Source organism: Corynebacterium suicordis DSM 45110 (assembly GCF_015351405.1).
In the GTDB taxonomy this organism is placed as follows: Bacteria; Actinomycetota; Actinomycetes; order Mycobacteriales; family Mycobacteriaceae; genus Corynebacterium; species Corynebacterium suicordis.
Genome location: NZ_JADKMY010000003.1, coordinates 286,666 through 309,433 on the forward strand (window position 1 = coordinate 286,666; position 22,768 = coordinate 309,433).

Annotated in this window: 22 protein-coding genes; 9 read left to right on the forward strand and 13 right to left on the reverse strand. The window is 61.1% G+C overall.

Going from position 1 to position 22,768, the window contains the following annotated elements; all coding sequences use genetic code 11:
* Positions 1 to 15: 15 nt before the first annotated feature.
* The 6 genes from IRY30_RS09650 to serS all read right to left on the reverse strand — a co-directional run bounded on the left by IRY30_RS09650 (position 16) and on the right by serS (position 5,976).
* The gene (locus tag IRY30_RS09650; RefSeq protein WP_194557208.1) at positions 16 to 864 is read right to left on the reverse strand and encodes a GDSL-type esterase/lipase family protein; all 849 of its coding nucleotides are present in this window, start codon (positions 862 to 864) and stop codon (positions 16 to 18) included.
* A 292-nt stretch (positions 865 to 1,156) separates the two neighbouring features.
* Positions 1,157 to 2,326, reverse strand: a complete 1,170-nt coding sequence (gene glf, locus IRY30_RS09655; RefSeq protein ID WP_194557209.1) for a UDP-galactopyranose mutase — start codon at positions 2,324 to 2,326, stop codon at positions 1,157 to 1,159.
* A gap of 72 nt (positions 2,327 to 2,398) precedes the next feature.
* Positions 2,399 to 2,842 carry a TIGR02611 family protein gene (locus IRY30_RS09660; protein ID WP_194557210.1) on the reverse strand — a complete coding sequence of 148 codons (444 nt, stop codon included), beginning with the start codon at positions 2,840 to 2,842 and terminating at the stop codon, positions 2,399 to 2,401.
* 22 nt (positions 2,843 to 2,864) lie between these two features.
* The gene (locus IRY30_RS09665) at positions 2,865 to 3,725 is read right to left on the reverse strand and encodes an HAD family hydrolase (RefSeq protein ID WP_309824205.1); all 861 of its coding nucleotides are present in this window, start codon (positions 3,723 to 3,725) and stop codon (positions 2,865 to 2,867) included.
* Positions 3,722 to 4,627, reverse strand: a complete 906-nt coding sequence (locus IRY30_RS09670; RefSeq protein WP_309824202.1) for a lysophospholipid acyltransferase family protein — start codon at positions 4,625 to 4,627, stop codon at positions 3,722 to 3,724. Before IRY30_RS09670 ends, IRY30_RS09665 begins: the two co-directional genes overlap by 4 nt.
* 74 nt (positions 4,628 to 4,701) lie before the next feature.
* Positions 4,702 to 5,976, reverse strand: coding sequence for a serine--tRNA ligase (serS, locus tag IRY30_RS09675; protein WP_194557211.1), 1,275 nt, complete (start codon positions 5,974 to 5,976; stop codon positions 4,702 to 4,704).
* Between the two features lie 216 nt (positions 5,977 to 6,192).
* On the opposite strand from serS, the gene IRY30_RS09680 reads away from it, so the two are divergent.
* Positions 6,193 to 7,194: a septum formation family protein gene (locus IRY30_RS09680; RefSeq protein WP_194557212.1), complete on the forward strand. Its 1,002-nt coding sequence runs from the start codon at positions 6,193 to 6,195 to the stop codon at positions 7,192 to 7,194.
* 7 nt (positions 7,195 to 7,201) lie between these two features.
* Positions 7,202 to 7,552 carry a metallopeptidase family protein gene (locus tag IRY30_RS09685; RefSeq protein ID WP_194557213.1) on the forward strand — a complete coding sequence of 117 codons (351 nt, stop codon included), beginning with the start codon at positions 7,202 to 7,204 and terminating at the stop codon, positions 7,550 to 7,552.
* A 45-nt stretch (positions 7,553 to 7,597) separates the two neighbouring features.
* Here the strand turns inward: IRY30_RS09685 and IRY30_RS09690 are convergent, their stop codons facing one another.
* On the reverse strand, positions 7,598 to 8,389 hold the full coding sequence (locus tag IRY30_RS09690) for a histidine phosphatase family protein (RefSeq protein ID WP_194557214.1): 792 nt from the start codon (positions 8,387 to 8,389) through the stop codon (positions 7,598 to 7,600).
* Positions 8,386 to 9,435, reverse strand: a complete 1,050-nt coding sequence (gene pheA, locus IRY30_RS09695; protein ID WP_194557215.1) for a prephenate dehydratase — start codon at positions 9,433 to 9,435, stop codon at positions 8,386 to 8,388. Before pheA ends, IRY30_RS09690 begins: the two co-directional genes overlap by 4 nt.
* A 37-nt stretch (positions 9,436 to 9,472) precedes the next feature.
* Here pheA and IRY30_RS09700 point away from each other — a divergent pair, with 37 nt between their 5' ends.
* From IRY30_RS09700 to IRY30_RS09710, 3 genes are all read left to right on the forward strand, one after another.
* The gene (locus IRY30_RS09700; protein WP_228503376.1) at positions 9,473 to 10,819 is read left to right on the forward strand and encodes an amidase family protein; all 1,347 of its coding nucleotides are present in this window, start codon (positions 9,473 to 9,475) and stop codon (positions 10,817 to 10,819) included.
* The gene (locus IRY30_RS09705) at positions 10,809 to 11,612 is read left to right on the forward strand and encodes a CPBP family intramembrane glutamic endopeptidase (RefSeq protein WP_194557217.1); all 804 of its coding nucleotides are present in this window, start codon (positions 10,809 to 10,811) and stop codon (positions 11,610 to 11,612) included. The genes IRY30_RS09700 and IRY30_RS09705 overlap by 11 nt, the downstream gene beginning before the upstream one ends.
* Before the next feature lie 111 nt (positions 11,613 to 11,723).
* Positions 11,724 to 13,247: an LCP family glycopolymer transferase gene (locus IRY30_RS09710; RefSeq protein ID WP_194557218.1), complete on the forward strand. Its 1,524-nt coding sequence runs from the start codon at positions 11,724 to 11,726 to the stop codon at positions 13,245 to 13,247.
* On the opposite strand, the gene IRY30_RS09715 is transcribed toward IRY30_RS09710, so the two are convergent.
* From IRY30_RS09715 to IRY30_RS09725, 3 genes are all read right to left on the reverse strand, one after another.
* Positions 13,248 to 14,162 (reverse strand): DUF5926 family protein, encoded by a 915-nt coding sequence (locus IRY30_RS09715; RefSeq protein WP_194557219.1) that lies wholly within the window; start codon positions 14,160 to 14,162, stop codon positions 13,248 to 13,250.
* Between the two features lie 10 nt (positions 14,163 to 14,172).
* Complete coding sequence (locus IRY30_RS09720; RefSeq protein WP_194557220.1) at positions 14,173 to 15,060, reverse strand: glycerophosphodiester phosphodiesterase; 888 nt, start codon at positions 15,058 to 15,060, stop codon at positions 14,173 to 14,175.
* Between the two features lie 161 nt (positions 15,061 to 15,221).
* Positions 15,222 to 16,181, reverse strand: coding sequence for an L-lactate dehydrogenase (locus tag IRY30_RS09725; RefSeq protein ID WP_194557221.1), 960 nt, complete (start codon positions 16,179 to 16,181; stop codon positions 15,222 to 15,224).
* A gap of 152 nt (positions 16,182 to 16,333) precedes the next feature.
* On the opposite strand from IRY30_RS09725, the gene IRY30_RS09730 reads away from it, so the two are divergent.
* The gene (locus IRY30_RS09730) at positions 16,334 to 16,936 is read left to right on the forward strand and encodes a superoxide dismutase (RefSeq protein ID WP_194557222.1); all 603 of its coding nucleotides are present in this window, start codon (positions 16,334 to 16,336) and stop codon (positions 16,934 to 16,936) included.
* Between the two features lie 110 nt (positions 16,937 to 17,046).
* Here IRY30_RS09730 and msrA read toward each other — a convergent pair whose 3' ends face one another.
* Positions 17,047 to 17,748, reverse strand: a complete 702-nt coding sequence (gene msrA, locus IRY30_RS09735; protein ID WP_194557223.1) for a peptide-methionine (S)-S-oxide reductase MsrA — start codon at positions 17,746 to 17,748, stop codon at positions 17,047 to 17,049.
* Between the two features lie 74 nt (positions 17,749 to 17,822).
* A complete protein-coding gene (locus IRY30_RS09740; RefSeq protein WP_309824166.1) occupies positions 17,823 to 19,388 on the reverse strand; it encodes a ribonuclease H-like domain-containing protein in 1,566 nt (521 codons plus the stop codon).
* A gap of 311 nt (positions 19,389 to 19,699) precedes the next feature.
* On the opposite strand from IRY30_RS09740, the gene IRY30_RS09745 reads away from it, so the two are divergent.
* From IRY30_RS09745 to IRY30_RS09755, 3 genes are all read left to right on the forward strand, one after another.
* Positions 19,700 to 20,329 (forward strand): DUF6474 family protein, encoded by a 630-nt coding sequence (locus tag IRY30_RS09745; RefSeq protein WP_194557225.1) that lies wholly within the window; start codon positions 19,700 to 19,702, stop codon positions 20,327 to 20,329.
* A 92-nt stretch (positions 20,330 to 20,421) separates the two neighbouring features.
* Entirely contained in the window at positions 20,422 to 22,119 is a 1,698-nt protein-coding gene (locus IRY30_RS09750; RefSeq protein WP_194557226.1) for an alkaline phosphatase D family protein, read from the forward strand.
* A 264-nt stretch (positions 22,120 to 22,383) separates the two neighbouring features.
* Positions 22,384 to 22,716, forward strand: coding sequence for a histone-like nucleoid-structuring protein Lsr2 (locus tag IRY30_RS09755; protein ID WP_194557227.1), 333 nt, complete (start codon positions 22,384 to 22,386; stop codon positions 22,714 to 22,716).
* The last annotated feature ends 52 nt before the right edge of the window (positions 22,717 to 22,768 follow it).

The window sequence follows — 22,768 nt, forward strand, 5'->3', positions numbered from 1 at the left end:
CTGGGAAAACACACTCTAGAGATTGCGCGAGAGAATGCGCGCAACTTCAGCGTTACCTTCGTGAGTCAGGTGCGTGGTGATGTTGAACGGCTTGGAGGTGTTATCGATGATTCCCACGATCCAACGCTGCTCGCGAGGAGCACAGGTGCCGTGGCCCAGGGTCTGAGCTTCGAGGTTCAACCAGCTAGAGCCGGTGGCCTGAGCTGCAGCGCGCTGCCAATCATGCGCGGCATCCAGAGCTGCACGGACTGGGCCAACGGCGATTGGAGGTGCATCCACACCATTCCAGTGCACCCAGCAAGACTCGCCGCCTGGGCCCACGATGTCTGGGTAGCCCACCATGGTGACCTTGGCGTTTGGTGCGGCCTGACGGACGCGGTTGATCTGGTTGCGCACCTCATTGACGTACTCGCGCTTCTGCACGTCATACAGGTTCGGCGCCTTCCAGTTATCGTTCATGCCGATCTGCAGCATCACCGCGCGGGTGCCCGGCGTGAGCTTGCCCTGGCCCAGAGCCTGATCCACCTGGGTGGCCAAGCGGTTGGTGCCAGCCAAAGGAGCGAAAGCTGCAGCACCGGAGCACGCGAAGTCCTCTACCTTGATGCCGGTCTGAGCCTGCATTTCAGAACCGATGCGGATGTTGCCACGAGCACAACGGCCTTCACCGGGAGCATTTCCGGAGACCTTGCCTGGGCCCTGCATGGTTTCTGCGACAGCGAAAACGGGGTTGGCCAGGAGGGAATCACCGAACAACACGATGTTGGTTGGGGCAGCCTGCGCTGCCGGGGCTACTGCCATGAAGCTGAACAGGGCCACAACCGCAGCGGTGAGCTGGGCAGCCATGCTGGTGCGTCGTGAGGACATGAAAGATCTCCGATTCAGGTAAAAACGTCAGGGCGTGCCAAGACTCATTCTTCGCACACCGAGCCTTCATCCCGGGAAACTGGAAAGAAACCCAAGAAAGGCACTGCGGACTCAATCGAGCCGACCGTGAGAAATGTTATGCCCTCGCAAACAATTTTTCAGCATTTTCTTAAACTCACTCCAGCGTGAGTCCAGCCTGAACCCAGCTCCCCCACGGAGATCTGCAAGGGAACAGGCCGGAAAACTAGCCCAAAAGCCAGCCGGAAATGTGAGCCCAGAAAGCCAGCCTGAACTAGAGCAACTCCTCCAGCTTGTTATCGAACATGCTCAGCGCCGAACCAACAGCCATGTGCATGTCCAGGTACTGGTACGTGCCCAAACGTCCACCGAAGAACACCTTGTTCTCCGCAGTTTCCCGCTCCGCCAACTCGCGGTAGGCCAGCAGCTTCTCGCGATCATCAGGCGTGTTGATGGGGTAGTACGGTTCATCCTCGTTCTCCGCGAAGCGGCTGAACTCCTTCATGATGACCGTCTTGTCCGCCGGGTACTTGTCTTCCCGCTCAGGGTGGAAGTGACGGAATTCGTGGATGCGCGTGTAGGGGAATTCGGCGTCGTTGTAGTTCATCACCGGCGTGCCCTGGAAATCACCGGTATCCAGCACTTCCATGTCAAAGTCCAGCGTGCGCCAGCCCAGGCGGCCTTCGGAGTAATCGAAGTAGCGATCCAGCGGTCCGGTGTACACCACGGGTGCCTCCGGGGATTGGGCGCGCAGCTCTTCGGCCACCTCGAACCAATCGGTGTTCAGGCGCACCTCGATGTTCTCGTGCTTCGCCATGTTTTCCAACCACGCGGTGTAGCCATCCACTGGCAGGCCTTCGTAGGTGTCGTTGAAGTAGCGATTGTTGAAGGTGTAGCGCACGGGTAGACGGGAGATATTCGACGCCGGCAGTTCCTTCGGATCGGTTTGCCACTGCTTCGCGGTGTAGTCGCGGACAAACGCCTCATAGAGCGGGCGGCCAATCAGGGAGATTCCCTTTTCCTCCAGGTTCTGCGCTTCATCGGGGTTCAGACCATCGGTCTGCTCCTTGATCAAAGCGCGGGCTTCATCCGGGCTGTAGTACTTGCCGAAGAACTGGTTGATCAGGCCCAAGCCCATGGGGAATTGGTACGCGGTGCCCTTGTGCATGGCGAACACGCGGTGCTGGTAATCGGTGAAATCGGTGAACTGATTCACGTAGTCCCACACGCGCTTGTTTGAGGTGTGGAACAGGTGGGCGCCGTACTTGTGCACCTCGATGCCCGTCTCTGGCTCGGCTTCAGAATAAGCGTTGCCGCCGAGGTGGGGGCGTCGATCAACGATGAGAACGCGAGCGCCCTTCTTGCTGGCGGCTTGCTCGGCCACGGTGAGGCCGAAGAATCCGCTGCCCACCACGATCAGGTCATATTGTCCGTTTTCGCTCATGGGTGAAAGACTACCGCCCGCCCATTCCAACCCCGGAGGATGACACAGGGGCTACAAGGAATTAGGAGCAATTTAGGGCAGTTTCTCTGTCAGCTTGTCCACCCACGGCTGCAGCGTGGGCTTGGCCCAGTCCAGCATTCCCCAGCTCCACATGGCCCAGAAGATCAGCACGAACACGATCCAGATGACCAGCAGCATCAGCAGCACGCCGATGATCTTGACCCCGCGGGATTGCGGCTGCCACCACTCGTCGAAGCGGTCGTATTGCCGGATTCCCCACCTCAGCACGGTATTTGGCCATTCCAGCTCCAGGGACAAAATGCCCACGCCCACGAACACCGTGAACCAGCCTGGTCCGGGAAAAGGGATGGTGACCAGCCCCACCAGTACCACCAGCCAGCCCGCCACCAGGGTGAGCGGGCGCACCAACCAGCCGTACTTGCGCTGCTTCAGGCCGGCATGATGCTTGTGGATCTGCTCCACTTTGCGCGTGACCGCTTCGCCCATCTTGGACATAGCGCTTCAATCTACTCCGCGATTACTCCGCGAACCAGCGCGCCAGCACCCTAGCCACACCATCTTCGGCGTTGCTGGCAGTCACGTGATCCGCGGCATTCTTTACCCGCTCATGCGCGTTGCCCATGGCCACCGCAGTTCCCGCCCAGTCCAGCATTTCCAGGTCATTGGGCATATCCCCGAACGCGATAGTTTCCGCCGCATCGACCCCCAGGCGCGCTGCGATCCACTCCAGAGACGAGCGCTTAGACACTCCCGGCGCGCTGATCTCCACCAACCCTCCACCCCAGCTGAAGGTGGCGTGTGCCTCTGCCGGATCCAGCCGAGGTGCCACTGCCTCGAAAAGTTCCTGGGAACTCACATTGTGATTGCGCACCATGAGCTTCACGGCGGGCGCGCTGGTGAGCTCATCCAGGGTGAGCAGCGCGTGTTCGTCGGAGAGCCATGCATGTTCGTATTTTTCCGTCACGCAGAACAGTTCTGCTGCCCTATCAAACGCGCTGGTCCCGGTGCGTTCCACCGCGAATCCCGCCGCCTCCAACGGGGTGCCTTCCACATCCGTGCTCAGCAGATTAACCACGTTCTGCAGCGTGGCCGGGGCTAGCTCCACGGCGCGCAGCACCTTATCCGCGGCACTGTCGTAGACGATCGCCCCGTTGGCGCACACGCACAACGGCTGCACGGGCAGCTGCTCGATCACCGGCAACACCCAGCGCGCTGGCCTACCCGTGGCCAGCGAAAACTGCGTGCCTTGTGCTGCCATGGTGCGCACCACGTCCTGCATCAGCCCGCTCACCCGTTCGCGCGGATCCAGCAGCGTGCCATCCAAGTCGCTCACCACAAACCGCGGTGGCGCTTCCGTAAATTGTGCGCTCGGCTTCACTTACGCAGTTTCCGGAGCAACTTCTTGATACCCGCGGGGCCGGACTTCTTTTCTTCCCGACGCCCACTCCCCGCAGCCGCAGCTTCTTCTCGTTGACGCTTCCGCTCTTCTTGATCTTGGCGATCCTGCACGGTTGCCTCGTCCAAGCTGGGCGCAGAGCCACCGAGGGTGGCCGGTACCCAGTATTCGCCCTTGGGCATGGGGCCAAAGCGATCCACGTACTCTTCGCGCGCATCTTCCAGCAGCTCCTGCATGGCTGCGTGCAGACGCTCGGTGGTGGCGATGCTATCGCTGGTCACTTCCACCGGCTGGCCCACCACCATCACCAGGTTGGCATCCTTGGGGAACCAATTGGGCTTGTGCCCCTTGGTCCAGATCCGCTGAGATCCCCAAATAACCATGGGGATAAGGGGCACGCCAGCTTCTTCGGCGATTGCCGCTGCTCCCTGGCGCAGCTCCTTGATCTCGAAGGAACGAGAAATGGTGGCCTCGGGGAAAATTCCCACCAGCTCTCCATCCTGCAAACGCTGTACTGCTTCGCGCACCGAGGCCGCTCCATCTGCCCGGTCCACGGGGATGTGGCGCATCGCGCGCATCAATGGGCCAGCCACTGGCGCATCCCAAATTTCCTTCTTGGCCATGAATCGCACCAAGCGACCACCGTTGAAGTGCGCGGGGATAGGGCCGTAGACAAAGTCCCAGTATCCCGTGTGGTTCACGGCGATCATCGCACCACCCTCGCGCGGTATGTTCTCCGGGTTTTTCACGAATACCTGGAGGCGCTGGCCGAACTTCATCCATAGCTTGGCCAGCGGGATGATGGTGCGCCCATAAACCGGCTCTTTGCTCTCTGGGTGCCCAGAAGACGGGGTGAAGTCTTTGGCAAAATTGAATGTAGCCACGGTGCAGTGCTCCCTGTTTGTGTGCCTCAGCCATGCGCCAGAATCGCGGCGCAGTGTGCGCTTAAATTCCGGACTTAGTTTTTAGGGTAAAGGATATCTTTACCCACAAAAGCACGCAGCGCTTCTGGAACCACTACGGAGCCATCTGCCTGCTGGTTGTTCTCCAGAATAGCTACCAACCAGCGCGTGGTGGCCAGGGTTCCGTTGAGGGTGGCCACGGTCTGCGCCTTGCCGGCTTCATCGCGGTAGCGGGTCTTCAGGCGACGTCCCTGAAAGGTGGTGCAGTTAGACGTGGATGTCAGCTCGCGGTAGGTGTTCTGGGTGGGCACCCACGCCTCGGTGTCATACTTCCGGGCTGCAGAAGAGCCCAGGTCGCCACCGGCCACGTCGATAACCCGGTAAGGAACCTGCATGGCATCCAGCATGTCTTTTTCCATGCCCAGCAGCTTTTGATGCTGTTCCTTGGCTTCCTCGGGCTTGCAGTAGACAAACATCTCTAGCTTGTCGAACTGATGCACGCGGATGATGCCGCGGGTGTCCTTGCCGTAGGAACCGGCCTCGCGGCGGAAGCAGGAGGACCAGCCCGCGTAGCGCAGCGCGCCATCGCCAAGATCGATGATCTCCTCCGAGTGGTATCCGGCCAGCGCCACTTCGGAGGTACCCACCAGGTACAGATCATCCTGTTCCAGGTGATAGATCTCATCGGCGTGCGCGCCGAGGAAGCCGGTGCCCGCCATGATCTCCGGGCGGACCAGCACTGGGGGAATCATCAGCTGGAAGCCCGCGGCCACAGCCTTTTGCGCGGCCAATTGGAGCATGCCCATTTGCAACAGGGCGCCGTCGCCAGTCAAGAAATAAAAGCGAGCACCGGAAACCTTGGTGCCACGCTTCATATCGATCAGCCCCAGGGACTCGCCCAGTTCCAAGTGATCCTTGGGCTCGAAATCGAACTCGCGGGGAGTGCCCACGTGCTCCAGAACCACGAAGTCATCCTCGCCACCAGCTGGAGCACCTTCCTCCACCACGTTGGGCAGGCGCATCTGCAGGTCGAACACAGCCTGCTCTGCGGCGGTGAGTTCGGCTTCCAGCTCCTTGACTCGATCAGCCTTGGCCTTGCCCTCCTCACGCAGGCGCAGCTTGTCCTCATCGGAGGCGGTGCGCATCTGCTGGCCCATCTCCTTGCTGAAGGTTTTCTGCTCGGAGCGAGCCTCGTCTGCCGCAACAATTGCCTCACGACGGCGAATATCTGCCTGCAGCAGTTGATCCACCAGGCTCTCATCGTCTCCGCGGGTGCGCTGGGAGGCACGGACTACGTCTGGGTTGTCACGCAAGAACTTAAGATCGATCATGTTTTACAGCTTAGCTATAGTGGTCGCACTGGACGCAGTTGCTAGGCAGTTGGTTGTGTAGCGGTACACGGTGTTGAATTGAAGTAGTCAATTTAATGCTTTAACCGCAATGCTGCACTTAAGCATGAAAGCTTCGGCATTAATTATTCCCGCAAGAAAAAGTTCCGACCGGAAGTGATTCCCTTGAGCATCAGTCAGCAGACATGGAAACGGCGCATGCGTGCCGCGACGGTCATCCTCGTCTCTGCACTGTGTGGTGGTGTGGGCGCGGGAGCTTATGGGGCCATGGCTCCGGAAGGCTCCACCCCTCTGGCCGTAGAACCCGCTAAGAACAAGGAACAGCCGGAACCGGAGATCGTTTCTTTCACCGATGCCAATACGGGATCCTGCATCAATTGGCAGACCAATCCGGATGGCTCCAACTCAGACTTCGCCACGGTGGGCTGTGCGGAACCGCACCGCTTTGAGGTGAGCACCCGGGAAGACCTCTCCCAGTACCCCACCAGCGAGTTTGCTGCGGATGCGGCGCACCCTAATTTGGAGCGTCAGCAGCAACTCACCGAGGAACTGTGCGTGGGTCCCACCATGAACTACCTGGGCGGCAAGCTGGATCCGGAAGGTCGTTACTCCATATCCCCCATCCTGCCTCCCGGTTCGGCGTGGAAAGAGGGCGATCGCACCATGCTGTGCGGCGTGATGGTTCAGGATGCGCACGGTCGCACCACGGAGACCGTGGGTCTGGCCGCTGAATCCGATCAATCCCGCGCCTACCCAGCCAACGTGTGCGTGCGGGTGGAGGGCGATGCACCATCTGAGGTGCCGTGCACCGAGGACCACACCTGGCAGGTCACTGACAAGGTGAACCTGGGAGAGAACTTCCCCCAGGAATGGCCGGATATTGAGAAGCAGAATCAGCTGCTCAGCGAGCGCTGCACCGCCGCGGGTCGCAACTACCTGGGTGGCGATGATGCGCTGTACAACTCCACCTTGACCCCGTTCTGGACCACCATCCAGCAGCAGTCTTGGGCCGCGGGCTCCCGCACCGTGAACTGTGCCCTGACCTCGGGTAAGCAGGGCGGCGGGTTCGCCACGCTCAAGGGTGATGCTCGCCAAGGCTTCACCATCGATGGCCAGCCGCCAGCCAAGCAGCCAGAGCGCAATCCTCTGCGCAACACGGCACCCGGCGCTGCCCAGCCCGCTCCTCCAGCCGGCCAGTAGGAACACCATGTCCATCGAGATTTCCGAAGAGGAATTTGAGGACTTGGTGGATCAAGGTCTGGCAAGAATCCCGGATGCGCTGCTGGCCAATGTGGATAACGTGGCGATTGTCACCGAGGATTACAACCCCGATGGGCCGCACATTTTGGGGCTCTACGAAGGCATTGCGCTCACCGAGCGCGAGCACGAGTACAGCGCGGTGATGCCGGACAAGATCTCCATCTATCGCCTGGCTCTGTGTGATTCCGTTGATTCCCGCGATGAGCTCGTGGAGCAGGTGGCCATCACGGTCATTCATGAGCTCGCCCACCATTTTGGGATCGACGACGCCCGCCTCCACCAACTCGGCTGGGGCTAATTTTCCTGCCGGATTATCTTCCGGCAGGTTCGCGCAAGAGTACTTCTAACGCGCCTTGTCCGGATGTCCGGTGGTTCCCCATTCCAGCACGTCAAATGCCCCTTCGACATCCGATCCACTCAGTTCGGTTGCCATCTTTTCGATCTCCTCGGGCACTTCCAGCATCACGTAGTGCGTGTTTGCCAGGTATCCGGAGTACGCCCATTCCGGGTCCACCCCGCCCAGGAAGCGAGCGACAAAGCGGATGATTGCGCCGTGGCTCACCACTGCCACATCGGTATCTGCCGGGAGCGCGCGCAGCACAGAGATAATCTGCGGTACATAAGTCTCCAGGATCTCCTCACCGGTCTTTCCCCCGGCCACTGGCACGTCGGTTTCACCGTGCAACCAGCCCATGAGCACACCGTGGTATGCCTCGTGGGCATCCTCATCGTTGCGCATCTCGTAATCGCCCGCGGCGATCTCAGCAATGTCATCGATGGTGGAGATGTAGTCCGTCTGTCCGAAGCCGAAGTCGGTCGAGGTGGCGTCGGAAATGGGGGAAAGGCCGCGGCCTGCAAAGCGGGAGGCGAACTCGGAGCCATCGCCGGCGGACGCCAATTCTCCGCCCGCGGTGGTGAAACCCTCGGCGAGCAACACTGCCGTTTGCTGCGCCCGGGCGGCCAAGCTGGACATCACGTGCAGGGGGCGGGTGGTTCGGCGGGCCAGTTCCTCGCCCACGGCCAGGGCTTGCTCACGTCCCAGCTCGGTGAGGTCAGCGCCGGGCAGTGCGGTGTCCAGTGCGTGGATGGTGTTCGAGGTGGTTTGCCCGTGCCTCACCAGATATAGGTAACTCAATGTGTGCCCTCCGTCTGCTCCTGTAGCTTGTCAACCCAGCTCCGGGATTCAGAGTAATCGGGCGGGAAGGTACCTGCAGGCGGGTGCTTTCGGTGGTTGCCTTCGCCATTCACTCCACCGTTCGCCTCGCCCAGCTCCGCGCGTGGCCAGGAACCGAGGAATCGCAGGTACTGAGTGCAGCGGTAGAGGCCGGCGAGAGCCTCGGCCATTGCCTCGTCCTGGATATGCCCCACCAATCCCACGTGGAAGTAATAGGTGCCCGGTACTTCGCGGGTGGGCCGCGAGCTAATGCGGGACATATCCACCCCGCGCACGGAAAATTCGCTCAGTGCGTCCAGCAGGCTGGAGGGCTTGTTCACCAGGGTGAAGGTCACCCCGGTGCGGTCATCTCCGGTCTTGGGCGGGATGTTTCCCGGGGGCGCAACCAGCACGAATCGGGTGAACGCCCCGGGCACATCGGCCACCGAGGCGGCCAAGGTGTCCAAGTGCTGCAGCTGCCCGGCGCGAGGAGGCGCGGCGGCGGCATCAGCGCGGCCCTCAGCCACGTCTTGGGCCGCGGCCGCGTTGGAACGGGCAGGCAGGAATTCCGCGTTCGGCAGATTCTTCGCCACCCATTGGCGCACCTGCGCTTCGGCTGCCGGATGCGTGGAGAAGGTGGAGATATCCTCCGGCTTCGTGCCCGGCCGCACCAGGATGGAGAATTCCACGGGTACCAACACCTCGCGCACGATGATCAGCGGCTTGCCGAACATGAGGGCGTCTTCGGTTTGGGCGATCGGCCCATCCACGGAGCTTTCCAAGGCCACGCAGGCGAAATCGGCGTTGCCCGCGCGTACTTCATCCAAGGCCGCGCGTGGTGAACCCACGGGGATGCCCTCGGTATCGGCTGGCAGATAGCCCTGGCGGATCATTTCCTCCATTGCCTGCTCGGTGAATGTTCCGCGCGGGCCCAGGAATGCCACCCGGGTGGCGGCACCTGCTCGCGAAGGCGTTGCAGCCACTGCGGATTGGGTGGATGGAGATGGTGAATCATTCCCGGGAGTCATAGTTGTCACTGTAGTTGCTGCCGTAGGGTGAATGACGATGAACAGCACTGACTTCCTCACCCGCCTGCGCCAAGCCGAGGCGGATACCGGGCTGCACCAGCAGCAGCTGGGCATAACGCGGGTCTACGAACACCCACACGCGGCTACCCACGCCACCGGGCACACCTCAGGGCATCTCTCCGGCGAGGAAATCCTGGTGAAGGATCTCCACCAGGTACGCGGGGAAGTCACCACTTTCGGCTCCGAGCATCAAGCGCGCACCGCGGTGGAGGATGATTCCGCCACCACTGCGCTGCTCTCTACGGGAGCCACGCTAGTGGGTGCATCCTCCACCTCAGAGTTCGGTGTCATGGCGTACACCGAGCCCGTCGGTCAGCTGGCACCCATCAATCCCGTGCATCCGGGCATGACTCCCGGCGGTTCCTCCGGCGGCGCTGCTGTGGCCGTCTCCCGCGGGCTGGTGAATATCGCACACGCCACCGACGGCGGCGGGTCCATCCGCATCCCCGCCGCGTGCTGCGGTCTGCCTGGGCTCAAGCCCGCGCATGATCCCACTTATGGCGGCTTCACCTCCACCGCTCATGGTTTCCTGGCTGCGGATCTGGAGACCACCGCGCGGGCCTATGACCTGCCCATTTCAGACCTCGCCCAGCGCACCAGCGCATCCCCCAATAAGAATCCCCTGCGCATCGGCTACACCAACACTCCCTTCCACAGCACCTCCCAGGTGGATCCAGCCATCGCGGCGGCCACCGCAGCTGTCACGGCTTTGCTCACGGGCAACCCCGCGGTGGAGGGCGTGCGCCAAGCCCCCGCGCCCTACCCGGTGGGGTTCTTCAAGAATTTCGCCACATACCTGCACAAGCGCTGCGCCCCTCTGCCCGCGCCGCTGTCCCCGCTCCCCCAGTGGCTCAAAGAGCAGGGCCTTTCGGCTCCCACCGCTCAGGTGGAGCAGTCCGTAGAGAAGATCCTCGCGCTCGGCCCGCGTGTGCTGCAGGCCTGGCCTGATTTCGACGTGATCGCCACCCCCACCCTGGCCTGCGCTCCCCCAGCTCCTGGCACGTTTTCCGCGTTGCCTCCGCGCCTGGATTTCCTGGCACAGACCGCCTGGACCCCTTGGGGCACGCTGTGGAACATGACCGGTTGGGCCAGTCTCACCGTTCCGCTCGTCCGCCCTGAGCAAGTGCCTGGACGCTGGCCGATCTCCCTGCTGCTGGGCGCGGTATCCGATCGTATTTCCCCCTCCGAGCTGCTCGCCCTCGGCCAGGCCGCCCAAACCGCGGCCGCCGCCCTCCCTCCCGAGGGCTTGTCCCTGGCCGCTCCCGGCAACCTCGATTCCCTTTCTTTTCAACCGACGCCAACCCCTTCAGCCCATGAGCACTAACACCGCGCGCGACCCGCAGTGGACCTCAACTTCATATTCCAAGAGGGCCCTGCGCTGGGAGATCGCACTGGTCCTCACCATCACCTTCGGCATGTCCGGGCTGCGCTCCCTCCTCCGCCTCATCGAAGCGGCCGCCCGCCCCGAGAGCCTCAATCAGCAAGAGGTGACCCTAAATCAGCAACAGTCAGTCCTGCCGTGGCTCGATCCGCTCTTGCAACTCACCCACAGCGCGGCCCTGTTCGCGTGGGGCGGCCTGGCGCTCTTCCTCTTGTTGCGGCACCTCCCGGTGACCGGAGATTCCTCTTTGCCCGACGCCCCACCCCTCACCCACTGGAGTTTCCGCTGCAAAGACATCCTCCACGGCATGGGCTTGGCCGCGCTCATCGGCATACCCGGGCTGGTCTTCTACGTGACTGCGGTGAACCTGGGGCTTTCCAAGCAGGTCACCCCATCCGGGCTGGATGAAAATTTCTTCCAGCTTCCCCTGCTGGTGCTCAACTCTTGGGCCAATGGCTTTGCCGAGGAGATCCTGGTGGTGGCCTGGCTTGCCACTCGCATGCGACAGCTACGCGTGTCATGGGTCTGGGTGTTCGTGGCCAGCAGCGTGCTGCGCGGGAGTTATCACTTGTACCAGGGTTATTCAGCCGGGCTGGGCAACATCATCATGGGATTGCTCTACCTGTGGTTCTGGAAGCGCACGGGCCGGATTTGGCCGTTGGTGATCGCTCACGGGTTGATAGACACGGTCGCTTTCGTGGGATATGCCACACTCGGAGGCACTCCCGGGCTCTGACCGTTTGCACTGGTGAGCATGATGATTTCCCCTTGATTGAGCGCGTGAGAGCTGGAGCACTGGCGGCTGGCGCCTATAAATTCCCTCTCCGGCTCGGTTACGATATCCCTCATGAATTCTCGCTCGGGCGAGCCATCCGGCTCGGACAACTTCGCACTGGACCGCAACGGCAAACCCATCGTGGACCGTTTCGGACGTCCAGTGCGTAAGCGCTCGGCGATTCCCGAACCCAAGGAACGCAAGGAGCCGCTCCCCCGGTCCACGCGGAGAAGTGAGCGCAGACACGCGGCAGAACCCCGCCAGCGCAGCGCGAGCGAATTCGGCACTCCCAGTACCCCGCCGCGATCTCGAGCCTCACGTTCCGAACCACTGCGCTCAGAACCTTTACGCTCCGAACCCCAGCGATCCGAACCACCACTCCCGAAACCACCTGAGTATCGCCGCGGTGCTGGCCGGCCCGTCCCAGAAACCCCGCGGGTCGCGTCTTTGCCACCGCTGGATCCTCCCGTGGCTCGCCCGGCGCAGCCATCCCGTTGGGACACCGAACGCCCCTACTCTGAGCAGCCTCGATACTCAGAGGGCGGATACGAGATCCCCTCCCGCCGCGCAGAACGTGCCCGTCTCTCGGCTCCGGTTGCCGCTCCGGATAGGGAAGGTCGGCGTCGAAAAATAGGCAGCCGAGAAGCAACGAACATTGCCCCCCGCCCTCCGAAAAGGAAGCGCCGCTTCGGATTCTTCAAGATCCTCGGCGCACTCCTCACGGTGCTGATATTGCTGCTGGTGGGCACGGCAATCTGGATTGACACGTCGCTCCAACGCACCGATGCTCTGGCCAGCTACGACGGCCGCGTGGGCAATACCGCGGGCACCAACTGGCTGCTGGTCGGTAGCGATTCGCGCGCGGGCATGACCCCCGAGGATGCAGATCGGCTCATGGCGGGCGAACTGGATGACACAGTGGGCCGCACGGACACGATCATGGTGGTGCATGTGCCCACGTTCGGCGGTAAACCCACGATGATGAGCCTGCCGCGCGATAGCTGGGTGAACATCCCCGGTTATGGCGAAAACAAGATCAACCAGGCATTTAGCTTGGGCGGGCCGCAGCTGCTGCAGCGGACCATCGAGGAAGCCACGGGCTTGAGGATTGACCGCTACGCGGAAATTGGCTTCGGCGGTTTCGCGGGGCTGGTGGACAGCGTGGGTGGAATCGAGATGTGCCTCAACGAGCCACTGGTGGATCCGATGGCAGGCATCGACCTGCAAGCGGGGTGCCAGAAGATGAATGGCCCCACGGCATTGGGTTATGTGCGCTCGCGCTATGCCTCCGCCAATGGCGATCTGGATCGCGTGGAGCGCCAGCGGCAGTTCCTCTCTGCACTCAGCAACAAGCTGAGCTCTGCGGGCACGCTGCTCAACCCGTTCCGCTCATTGCCTGCACTCGACGCCCTGACTTCCTCCGTCACCGTGAATGACGGAGACCACGTGTGGAACCTCGCGGGGCTGGCGATGGCGATGTCTCGCGGCCCAGAGCAAAAGACCGTGCCGGTGGGCGGATACGTGGATACCTACGCCGGCAACGCCCTGCTGTGGGATGAAGCCGGCGCGGAGCAGCTGTTCAGCTCGCTGCGCTAGCTAGCGGATCGTCACTTCGCGAGAAATGATGGTCTGCTTGGACTTCTGCTCATCAGCGGTCAGTGCCTCGGAGTTCTTCAGCGCTGCATCCAACTTGCTTTCCAGAGCCTCCAGGCCAGCGGCCCAGTGAGCCGCATCCTGGTTCTCATCTAGGTCCCACACGGGAACCAACACGCCGTGCGTGCGGAACACACCGGCAAATTTGGACTCGTCTCCGAGGTGCAGGTCTCCCGCCGCGTGAACGCGGGCCAGGGCATTGAGAATCTCGTTCTCGGATTCTGGGCGCACCCAGCGGATGTGGGCCTTCTCGCCGGGGTTGATCCACCACGCGGCGCCGGAGATTTTGGCGTCGACTCGCTCGGAAGGAAGCACGGAATCATTGGCCTGCTGCAGGGTCGCAGCTACCTGGGGGTTGGCCAGTGCCTCTTCGGTGAGCCACCAGTTGAAGTCCTGCGCCACGGTGATGTCCGGTACCAGCGCGGGATCCAGCAGCTCATTGAGGGCGGGTTCGGTGCCATCGGCGATTCCCACGTCCAGGCTCTCACCCGGCTTGGCGGTCTTCGCCCAGTTCAGGGCGTATGCGAGGTCGCGGTTGGGGTTATCTCCGCGGCGCTGGGTCTGCAGCGCCACGAAAGCTTCGCCGCCCTCTTCCTCGGCACGCACCAGCGCGGACACCGCACCGGGCAGCACGGTCGCGATGGTGACCTTGCGGTCCGCGCCCTTTACATCCGCTGCGAAGTGCGCGGAGGGGACGAATTCCTGCAGAGCAATCAGATCAGCTTCTGCGGTGAAACCCTCGTAGGGGCGGGAGTCCTTGGCCAGCTTGGCACGCTCAGCTGCGCGGGCAGCCAGCTTTGCTTGGCGACGGCTCATGCCCTCGGGCAGATTATCCTGGTTCTTGTTCTTCTTAGCCACGGCATGAATTCTAGCCGGTCAGCCGACCTGCCCGTTCATTCACCGGGGATCGGCCCCGCGAAAGCAGTGCTGCTGCAGTGTCGCTGGCCTTGGTTGCCCGTTTAATAGCCGCCTTGCCCCTCGCAGATCCGTCCGCTTGTTTGCTGTGTTCGTCGTCCCGCCACATTGCCGCCCGGCCGGGGTAGTTGGTGGCCAGCCAGTTCACGCCTTGGCGTGCTGACCAGCGCACTTCTTCTTCCTTATCCGCAGTCCACACGTAAGTCAGCAACCCGCGGCGACCCACGATATCCGGCCGCAACCGCGCCTTGGCGATGGAGAGCCCGTGCGCATCCACCACGTTCATGGCCTCCAGGCCCGGGTGGATCATCCGCTGGTATTCCCGGCGCAGCAGGATCCGGCGGATTTCCGGGTTGATCACCTTGAAACGCACCAGCGATTGCGGGCTGAAGGAAATCAGGTTCACATGCGGGCTGTTCTCCAGGTGCGCATTGCGTAGCGCCTCGGCCAACTGATGCTCCACCTGAGCACCGTAGCGGTTGGGATGTTTGGTCTCGATGAACATCTCCCGGTCGCCATCCACGTTCAGCTGGCGTGTGTCCTGGAAAAGCTCCAGCAGTTCAGCCAGCGTGATCACCTTGGCGGGCTCCTCAGGGGTGCCGATGTTCAGCTCGCGCATCTCCGCCAGTGTCATGGTGGAGACGATCCCCTGCCCTCGCCCCAGCTTCTCCACGCTCACGCGCTCCATCGTGCGGTCGTGAAAGCACACCAGGTGACCATCACGAGTCAGGCGGATGTCGCACTCCAGCCCGTCAGCCCCGCGTTCTACTGCGAGTTCGTAGGCGCCCATGGTGTGCTCCGGTCGTTCTCCGGATGCTCCGCGGTGCGCCACAATTTTCATACGTCCATTTTTAGTCGCATTCACCGTGCGCTCGCAGTGTGGCCGGGCGGGGTTAGCTGTTTGTTCACCGTCTTTTTACCCGACGCCACACTCGACCCCCTTGCCGAAGAGCCGAAATCTCCAACTCTTCTCCCCCAAGGAGGGCCCCGAAAGCGCAATCCTCAGCGGGTCAGATCAGCCTTACGCATCACGTCTCGCAGCACATCTGCGGAGTGGGCAAATTTCTCTGACTCGTCTTCGTCCAGTTCCAGCTCCACCACGTGCCGCACGCCACGCCGATCAATAACGGCCGGGGTGCCGATGTAGATGTCTTCCTGACCGTATTCGCCGTCCAACAGCGCAGACACCGGCAGCACTACATCTTGGTTGTGGAAGATGGCCCGCGTGATGCGCGCCAAGCCCATGCCAATGCCGAAGCTCGTGGAGCCCTTGGCCTGGATGATCTCATAGGCCGCATCGCGGGTTTGCTCGAAGATTTCATCCGCACCACTTGGGGAGGACTCTTCTACTTTTTCGCGCAGCATCTTCTGCAGCGACACACCGCCGGCGCTTCCCGCGGAAAGCACGGGCAGTTCAGTGTCCCCATGCTCGCCGATCACGTAGGCGTGCACTGACGTGGGAGCCAAGTCCAAATAGCGTCCCAATGCATAGCGGTAGCGGGCGGTATCCAGGATCGTTCCCGAGCCAATAACCTGGCTGGATGGCAGCCCGGAGAACTTCCAGGTGGCGTAGCTCAAAATGTCTACTGGATTGGTAGCCACCAAGAAGATCCCGTTGAATCCCGCGTCCATGACCTTGCCCACGATGTCTTCAAAAATCTCGACATTCCGGTCCACCAAGTCCAGCCGAGACTCCCCCGATTTCTGGGCGGCACCGGCGCAGTTAACGACAAGCGCGGCGTCGGCACAATCCTCATAAGTGCCCACGGAAACACGAATGGAATGCCCAGCCCACGGCACCGCGTGGTTGAGATCCTGCACGTGCCCCCACGTCTTTTGCTCATTAACATCAATGATGGCCAGGTGATCGCACAAACCCTGGTTGACCAGTGCGTAGGCGTAAGCCACGCCCACATCCCCCGCGCCGATCAGGACAATTTTACTTCCCGTTGTGAGGCTCATAATTCCCACCCTAGTTCGCCCCGAGACAACCTTCAGCGCAAGTCGCACTCCGCGTATTCCTGCCCTCCTGGGAAAGAAATACTTGCGAGGTTCCGCAAACGTAGGGACACTGGAAGATGTAACTAAAAGCACACTGAAGGGAAGTATTCATCATGGCTAAGTACGAATTGCCACAGCTTGATTACGCTTACGATGCTCTGGAGCCACACATCTCCGCTGAGATCATGGAGATCCACCACACCAAGCACCACCAGAACTACGTTAACGGTGCAAACACCGCCCTTGAGAAGCTGGAAGATGCTCGCAAGAACGATTACATCGGCGTAGCAGCTACCGCCCTGTCCAAGGACTTGGCTTTCAACTTGGGTGGCCACACCAACCACTCCCTGTTCTGGAAGAACCTTTCCCCTAACGGTGGCGGACAGCCAACCGGCGCGCTGGCTGAGGCCATCGACCGCGATTTCGGTTCTTTCGACGCCTTCAAGTCCCACTTCAAGGCCGCCGCTCTGGGTCTGCAGGGATCCGGCTGGGCAGTGCTCGGCTACGACAAGATCGGCGAGCGCCTGGTTATCGAGCAGATGACCGATCAGCAGGGCAACCTGTCTATCGATCTCGCTCCACTCCTGCTGCTGGATATGTGGGAGCACGCCTTCTACCTCCAGTACAAGAACGTGAAGGCTGACTACGCAGATGCTGTGTGGAACGTCTTCAACTGGGACGAAGTTTCCGCTCGCTACGAGGCTGCAACCAAGTAGGTTTTCCTCCTCTAACGAGTAAATCCTCCCCGCGACCCACTTTGGTGGGTTGGGGGAGGATTTTTGTGTGTACTGCTTCAGGTGACCAGCAGCGTTAGAACTTCAACTGATCACAGCACGCCAGTTGGGCAGCTCACTCCGTTTGGCCCGTGGTTGCAGTAGCCACCGGGGTTCTTGTGCAGGTACTGCTGGTGCTCATCCTCGGCCAGGTAGTACTGCCCATCACCAGCTTCGCTCATCAGCGAAACCTCCGTGGTCAGAGGGCCAAAACCGACTTCCTCGAAGTTCTTGACCCAGCTCTGCATAGCTTTCTGAATCTTCTCCAGCTGCTCCGGCGAGCTGGCGAACACAGCGGAGCGGTACTGTGTTCCCACGTCATTGCCTTGGCGGTCGCCCTGGGTTGGATCGTGGTTTTCAAACATCACCTTCAGCAGGGCCTCCACGCTCACGCGCTCGGGATCGAACACTATGCGCACCGCTTCAGCGTGCCCAGTCCTGCCCGTGCACACTTCGCGGTACGTCGGGTTCTTGGTGAAACCACCTGCGTATCCAGAGGAAGTGCCCAGCACTCCGTCAATCCCCCAGAACATGCGCTCCACTCCCCAGAAGCAGCCCATGCCCACGATCAGCTCATCGGCTCCAGCACCAAAGTCCGCTGCTCCTCCCAGCGAACTACCCAGTACCGCGTGTGGCTGAGGGTTTTCCAGCACTGGGTGCCTGCCACCCTTCAGCGCAGTTTCCGCAGTCGCCCGCTCCGCCTTGTACGGCCCGGAAGTATTCAGCGCTGCGATTCTTTCAAAAAAGTTAGCCATGTTTGCTCAAGCCCTTTCCCGTGCTTTTTCAGTGCAGTGAACGTGCTTTTCCCGTGCACTTCCCACAACCACATTCACACTCCGCGAATTCCCGGTGCCCCGGCGCGCAACCACGCCCGGACATGCGCGGTGGCCATGCAGTCATCCGCGTTATAGCGCTCCAGTGTACGGCGCGCGATCAGCCGGCCGCGTGGATCAAGCCCCACCGCCTGCTCAAACAAGTCCACCGCAGCCTTGCCATCCACTCCCTCCTGGCTGAAGGCAAACCCAGCCAGCGGGGAAATCGCCTTGAGCCCCAAGGATCCGGTTCCTGCAAGGGCCTTTTTGACGACGCGGAAAAGGTCGCACCAGGCGTCGGATTCAATGAAGGAATCCACCTCGGCGCGGGAGGGCATGGTGACAATCCGCCCGTCTGCCAGTTCATAGGCGCGGCCACCGTAACGGGTCGCATACGTTCGCAACCAGTGGTTTTCCCCCTGCGCAGCATACACCCACACGCGCAGCCGCTTGTTCTGTGCCTCCGCTGCGGCGGTGCGCCGGGCAATCCAGTCCCAGAATTCAGCCACGTGTGCACCTTCGTCGCCCGTGGCGGAGAAATCCCCGAATCCCTCGTACACGGCGCCATCGAAGGTGCCCCAGAGGAATGTGCCGCGCTGTGGGTGCGCCTCCATGTCCACGTCCACGTCCCACACGTCACCCAGCTCGGCCTGCATCGGCGGCTCGCCGGCGCTGGGTAGGCGGAACTCGTGGCCACCCCACAGATCGCGGTCGGTGATCCACCGCTGGAGAGGCCGGCGCAGCGCCACTTCCCCATCCAGCCAGGCCGCAGCCACCGCGCTCACCTCCCCCTGCCCACTGTTCGCCAGTTCTGGCAGGGTGTTGATGCCCTGCTCGCGCACCTTCCGGTTACGATCGCCGGGCAGCATCAGGGATACATCCAGTTCCTCTATCAACTGCGCGCGGCAATGATTGTGGAACTCGCACACCGTGCACTCGCGCACCCGCGAAGGCTTCGTGGGCACAGGTTCCTGCAGCGCGGTGAGCAGCCCGGCGCGCAGCGGTTTACCGGGAAACAGCACGCATTCCTCGCGCCCGCCCGGCGTGGGCCCAATCAGACCCACCTCTTCGGCAGCAAACCCCCAACTCTCCAGCACCAGATGCGCCATCGCCAGCGCCTGCGAATCCTTGGCCATCGCCCGGTGTCGCAGCGGAACGGCCACCCCGGGAGAAAGCCCCAGAGCCTCCACGCCCACCACCAGGCAATCCGCGTTCTGCGTCTTCTTCGCCACCCTGGCCACCGAGTGCGAAGAAATGCGCACCGGAGCGTAACTCAGCGTGGGATCCGCCCCGTGCCCCTCATCCCGACGCACCAGCACGTCCACATTCACGGACAACGGCCCCTCCGCCAACACCGCATTCCGAATCAGCCGCGTCCCCGCAGCCATCGCCTCGAGGGTGTCCTCCACCTCATTTGGCCCGCGCTGGATCTCCACATGCGTGGGCCGCAGCTTATCGCCCCGCCGAGGCTGTTCCGGCAGCCGATCCAGCACTTCCTGCTTTTTCATCCGGCTGGTGATCCGATGGCTGGCGTGCTCCACCGCCTGTGCCAGATCCTCCGCGGTGCGCAGTCTGTGCGGCACGTTTAAATCTATTTCCCGACGCAACACCCCTCGATGCCGACACCCCACCAAATCCTCTGGGCGAAGTGGTTCCCCAAAGTGGGCCGCCAGCGGCTGAACATCTGAGCTGGGTGCTGGCCGCCACTGTGGCGAGTTTGGGGTAGGCAGGTTCTTATCCATCGTTGCGCATCATTTCCGGGTTCCCATTGTAAGAGCTGGGGAACTTCCGGCACATTCAGGTGCGTCCGACTAGAGTGGACAACTGTTAAAGGCAAAGATGCACAAGCAATGGCGTACCAACGCCACTCGATTATGGAAAAGCTCGGAGAATCATGGGACTGTTCAGCAACCTGCGTAAGCGTCGCCAAGAAAAGAAGGTGGCCCTGAAGGCCGCGAAGGTACGCGCTAAGGCTGAAGCAAAGGCCGATTCCAAGTTGGAAAAGCGGAAGGAAGATTACCTCCGCAAGACTGCCAAGCAGGTGCGCAAGGCAGACAACAAGGAGTTGAAGAACCGCCGGAAGCACGAAGAGAAGATGGCGAAGACTGCCCTGGAGCAGATCAAGGCCGGAAACTTCAACAGCTCCAACGTCACTCGTTATGTCGGTGCGGCGCGCGTGGCCCTCCCCGCACTCATGCCACTGCTTTACCGCGGCATCACCCAGCTGCAGCAGTCCACTGAGAACAAGCGGGCTCAGCACTCTGCTATCCCAGTGCAGGAAATGGCCAAGCACACCGGCGATGGTGCAGCGCAGAAGGCTCGCATTGAGCTCTTGCGCGATGAAGTTGACCACGACTCCGTGCCCAAGGGATTCGCCAAGGATGTCAAGGAGCGCTTGGATCAGCTCTCCGCAGCGGTGAATAACACCCGCACCATGAACGCAGATCAGACCCGCAATGCGTTGCAGGCTGCTTCCCGCGAGCTGGATCTGGTGGAAAAGCAGATCCGCATCAAGCGCGGTTAATTGCGAGTAACTAGCCCCACTCTCGGTTAGTTGCGGCTATTTGCAGCCCCACTTGCGCTGCACGCTGCGGGCTTCCGTGTTGAGATCAAAGTATGACTCAGCCAATTTCCCGCCGCCACGCGCTGCAAACGGGAGCCGCAGCAGCCACCGCTGTGGCTGTCGTGGCCAGCACTTCATCTTTCGCCACTGCCGGACCGGACGAGGTTCGCTCGGATCACCCTGTGTTCCAGCACGGAGTTGCCTCCGGTGATCCCTACTCCAACAGCGTGTTGCTGTGGACCCGCGTCACCTCCCACCCCAATGATTACGCCGGCCGGGACCAGGGCATTGACACCACCGTCCGCTGGGAGATCTCCACGGATGACAAGTTCTCCAACATCCTGAAATCCGGCACTATCAAGGCCACCCCAGCCACGGACATGACCGTCAAGCCGGAAGCCGCTGGCCTGAGCCCATACACCGAGTACTACTTCCGCTTCGTGGTGCAGGACGGGCCATACAAGGGCCAGGTTTCCCCGGTGGGTCTCACCCGCACTGCCCCAGCCGTAGGCCAGGATGTTGCCGAGCTGCGCTTCGCCCTGGTCAGCTGCGCTAACTGGGAAGCCGGTTACTTTAACGCGTACCGCAGCATGGCTACCCGCCGCGACGTGGATTACTGCCTGTGCGTGGGCGATTACATCTACGAATACCCACGGGGCGAATACCAGGGCAAGACCGGATCGGTGCGTCTGCACGATCCAGCAAACGAGATCATCTCCCTCGCCGATTACCGCGAGCGTTACGCGCAGTACCACACCGATCCGGACCTGCAAGCTGCTCACGCTGCTTTCCCCTGGATCGTCACCTGGGATGACCACGAGGTAGCCAATGACTCGTGGTCACAGGGCGCAGAAAATCACCAACCCGAAGAGGGCGATTACAACCAGCGCCGCGATAACGCGATCCAGGCCTACCTGGAGTGGCTGCCAATCCGGGCCACCAAGTTCTCCGAGGGTGGCCACATCTACCGCAACCTCAGCTTCGGCAACCTCGCCGAGCTGAACATGCTGGATCTGCGCACCTACCGCAATGAGCCCGTGTCCTTCCTCCAGATGGGCAAGACCGATGATCCCAGCCGCACGATGCTGGGTTCAGAGCAGTTCCAGTGGCTAGCCGGAAAGCTGCAAACGTCCTCCGCGAAGTGGAACCTCATCGGCAACTCCGTGATGATCACCCCGGTTCTCATCCCGCCACTGGATCAGCAGACCGGTGCAGCTGTGAAGCAGCTCTTGGGTCTCCCACAGCAGGGCATTGCCTACAACTTGGATCAGTGGGATGGCTTTGCGGCTGAGCGTCGCCGCCTGATTGCGTTGCTCAAGGACAGCAATATCCACAACACCGTGTGGCTCACTGGCGATATCCACTCCTCGTGGGCTTGTGATGTTCCCGTGGACCCAGGCGCATACCCCGGCCAGGGAGTCGCAGCCGTGGAGATTGTCACCCCGTCCATCACCAGCTCCAATATCGATGACATTCTCAAGCTGCCCGAAGATAACCCACTGTCCCAGACCGTGGAGTTTGCTTTCACCAACTTGAATCACCACATTAAGTACCTGGATATGGACTCCCACGGTTACTCGGTGGTGCAATTCACTCCGGATTATGTGCACACCGATTGGATCTTCGTCACTCCGGACGGCAAGCTCAATCCCCAGTCTCAGGCACATTATGCCCGCTCTGCGCGCGCGTATCGCGGACAGGGAGTTCAGCTCCATAACCAGCCTATGAGCAGCACACACGCTGCGCGCTAGCGCTTAGGTTTCGCTCGCTGAGCAACGTATATTTCCCAAAGGCTCGCACCGACAATTGTTGGTGCGAGCCTTTGTTTTTCTAAAAGTTTAATGGGAATGGAACATAAAGGTATCTTAAAATTTGCCTGAGTTTTACTTATCCACGTAGACTGAATTTTGTATGCATAGCAGTTCATTCACGGTTCGCGATTTCTCGGATTGTTGAACCACTGTAAACTGCATGAGCACATTCCCAGTTCCAAAATAATTTGATGAGGTTTTCTCATGGCACGTCGCGAAGTCACCCAGTTCTTTGATGATCTAGATAATTCTCCTCTATCTGATGATGAGGTGAATGTGGTGGAGTTTTCCGTGAATGGCGTTGACTACACCATGGAATTGTCCGAAAAGAATCTCCAGAAGTTCCAAGCTGCTGTCGAGCCTTACATCGCTGTTGCTCGCCGCAACTCTCGCCCAGCCGCCCGCAAGTCCGGGCAGAATAACTCCAACCGCAACAAGCGCATCCGCGCGTGGGCAGAGCAGAAGGGTTTGGATGTCTCCAAGCGCGGCCGTATCTCTGCTGAGATCGTGGAACAGTACAACCAGGCACACGCTTAAGCCTTGTTTGTCCCCTCACTCTGCATGACCTCCCAGCTGCGGCTGGAAATAG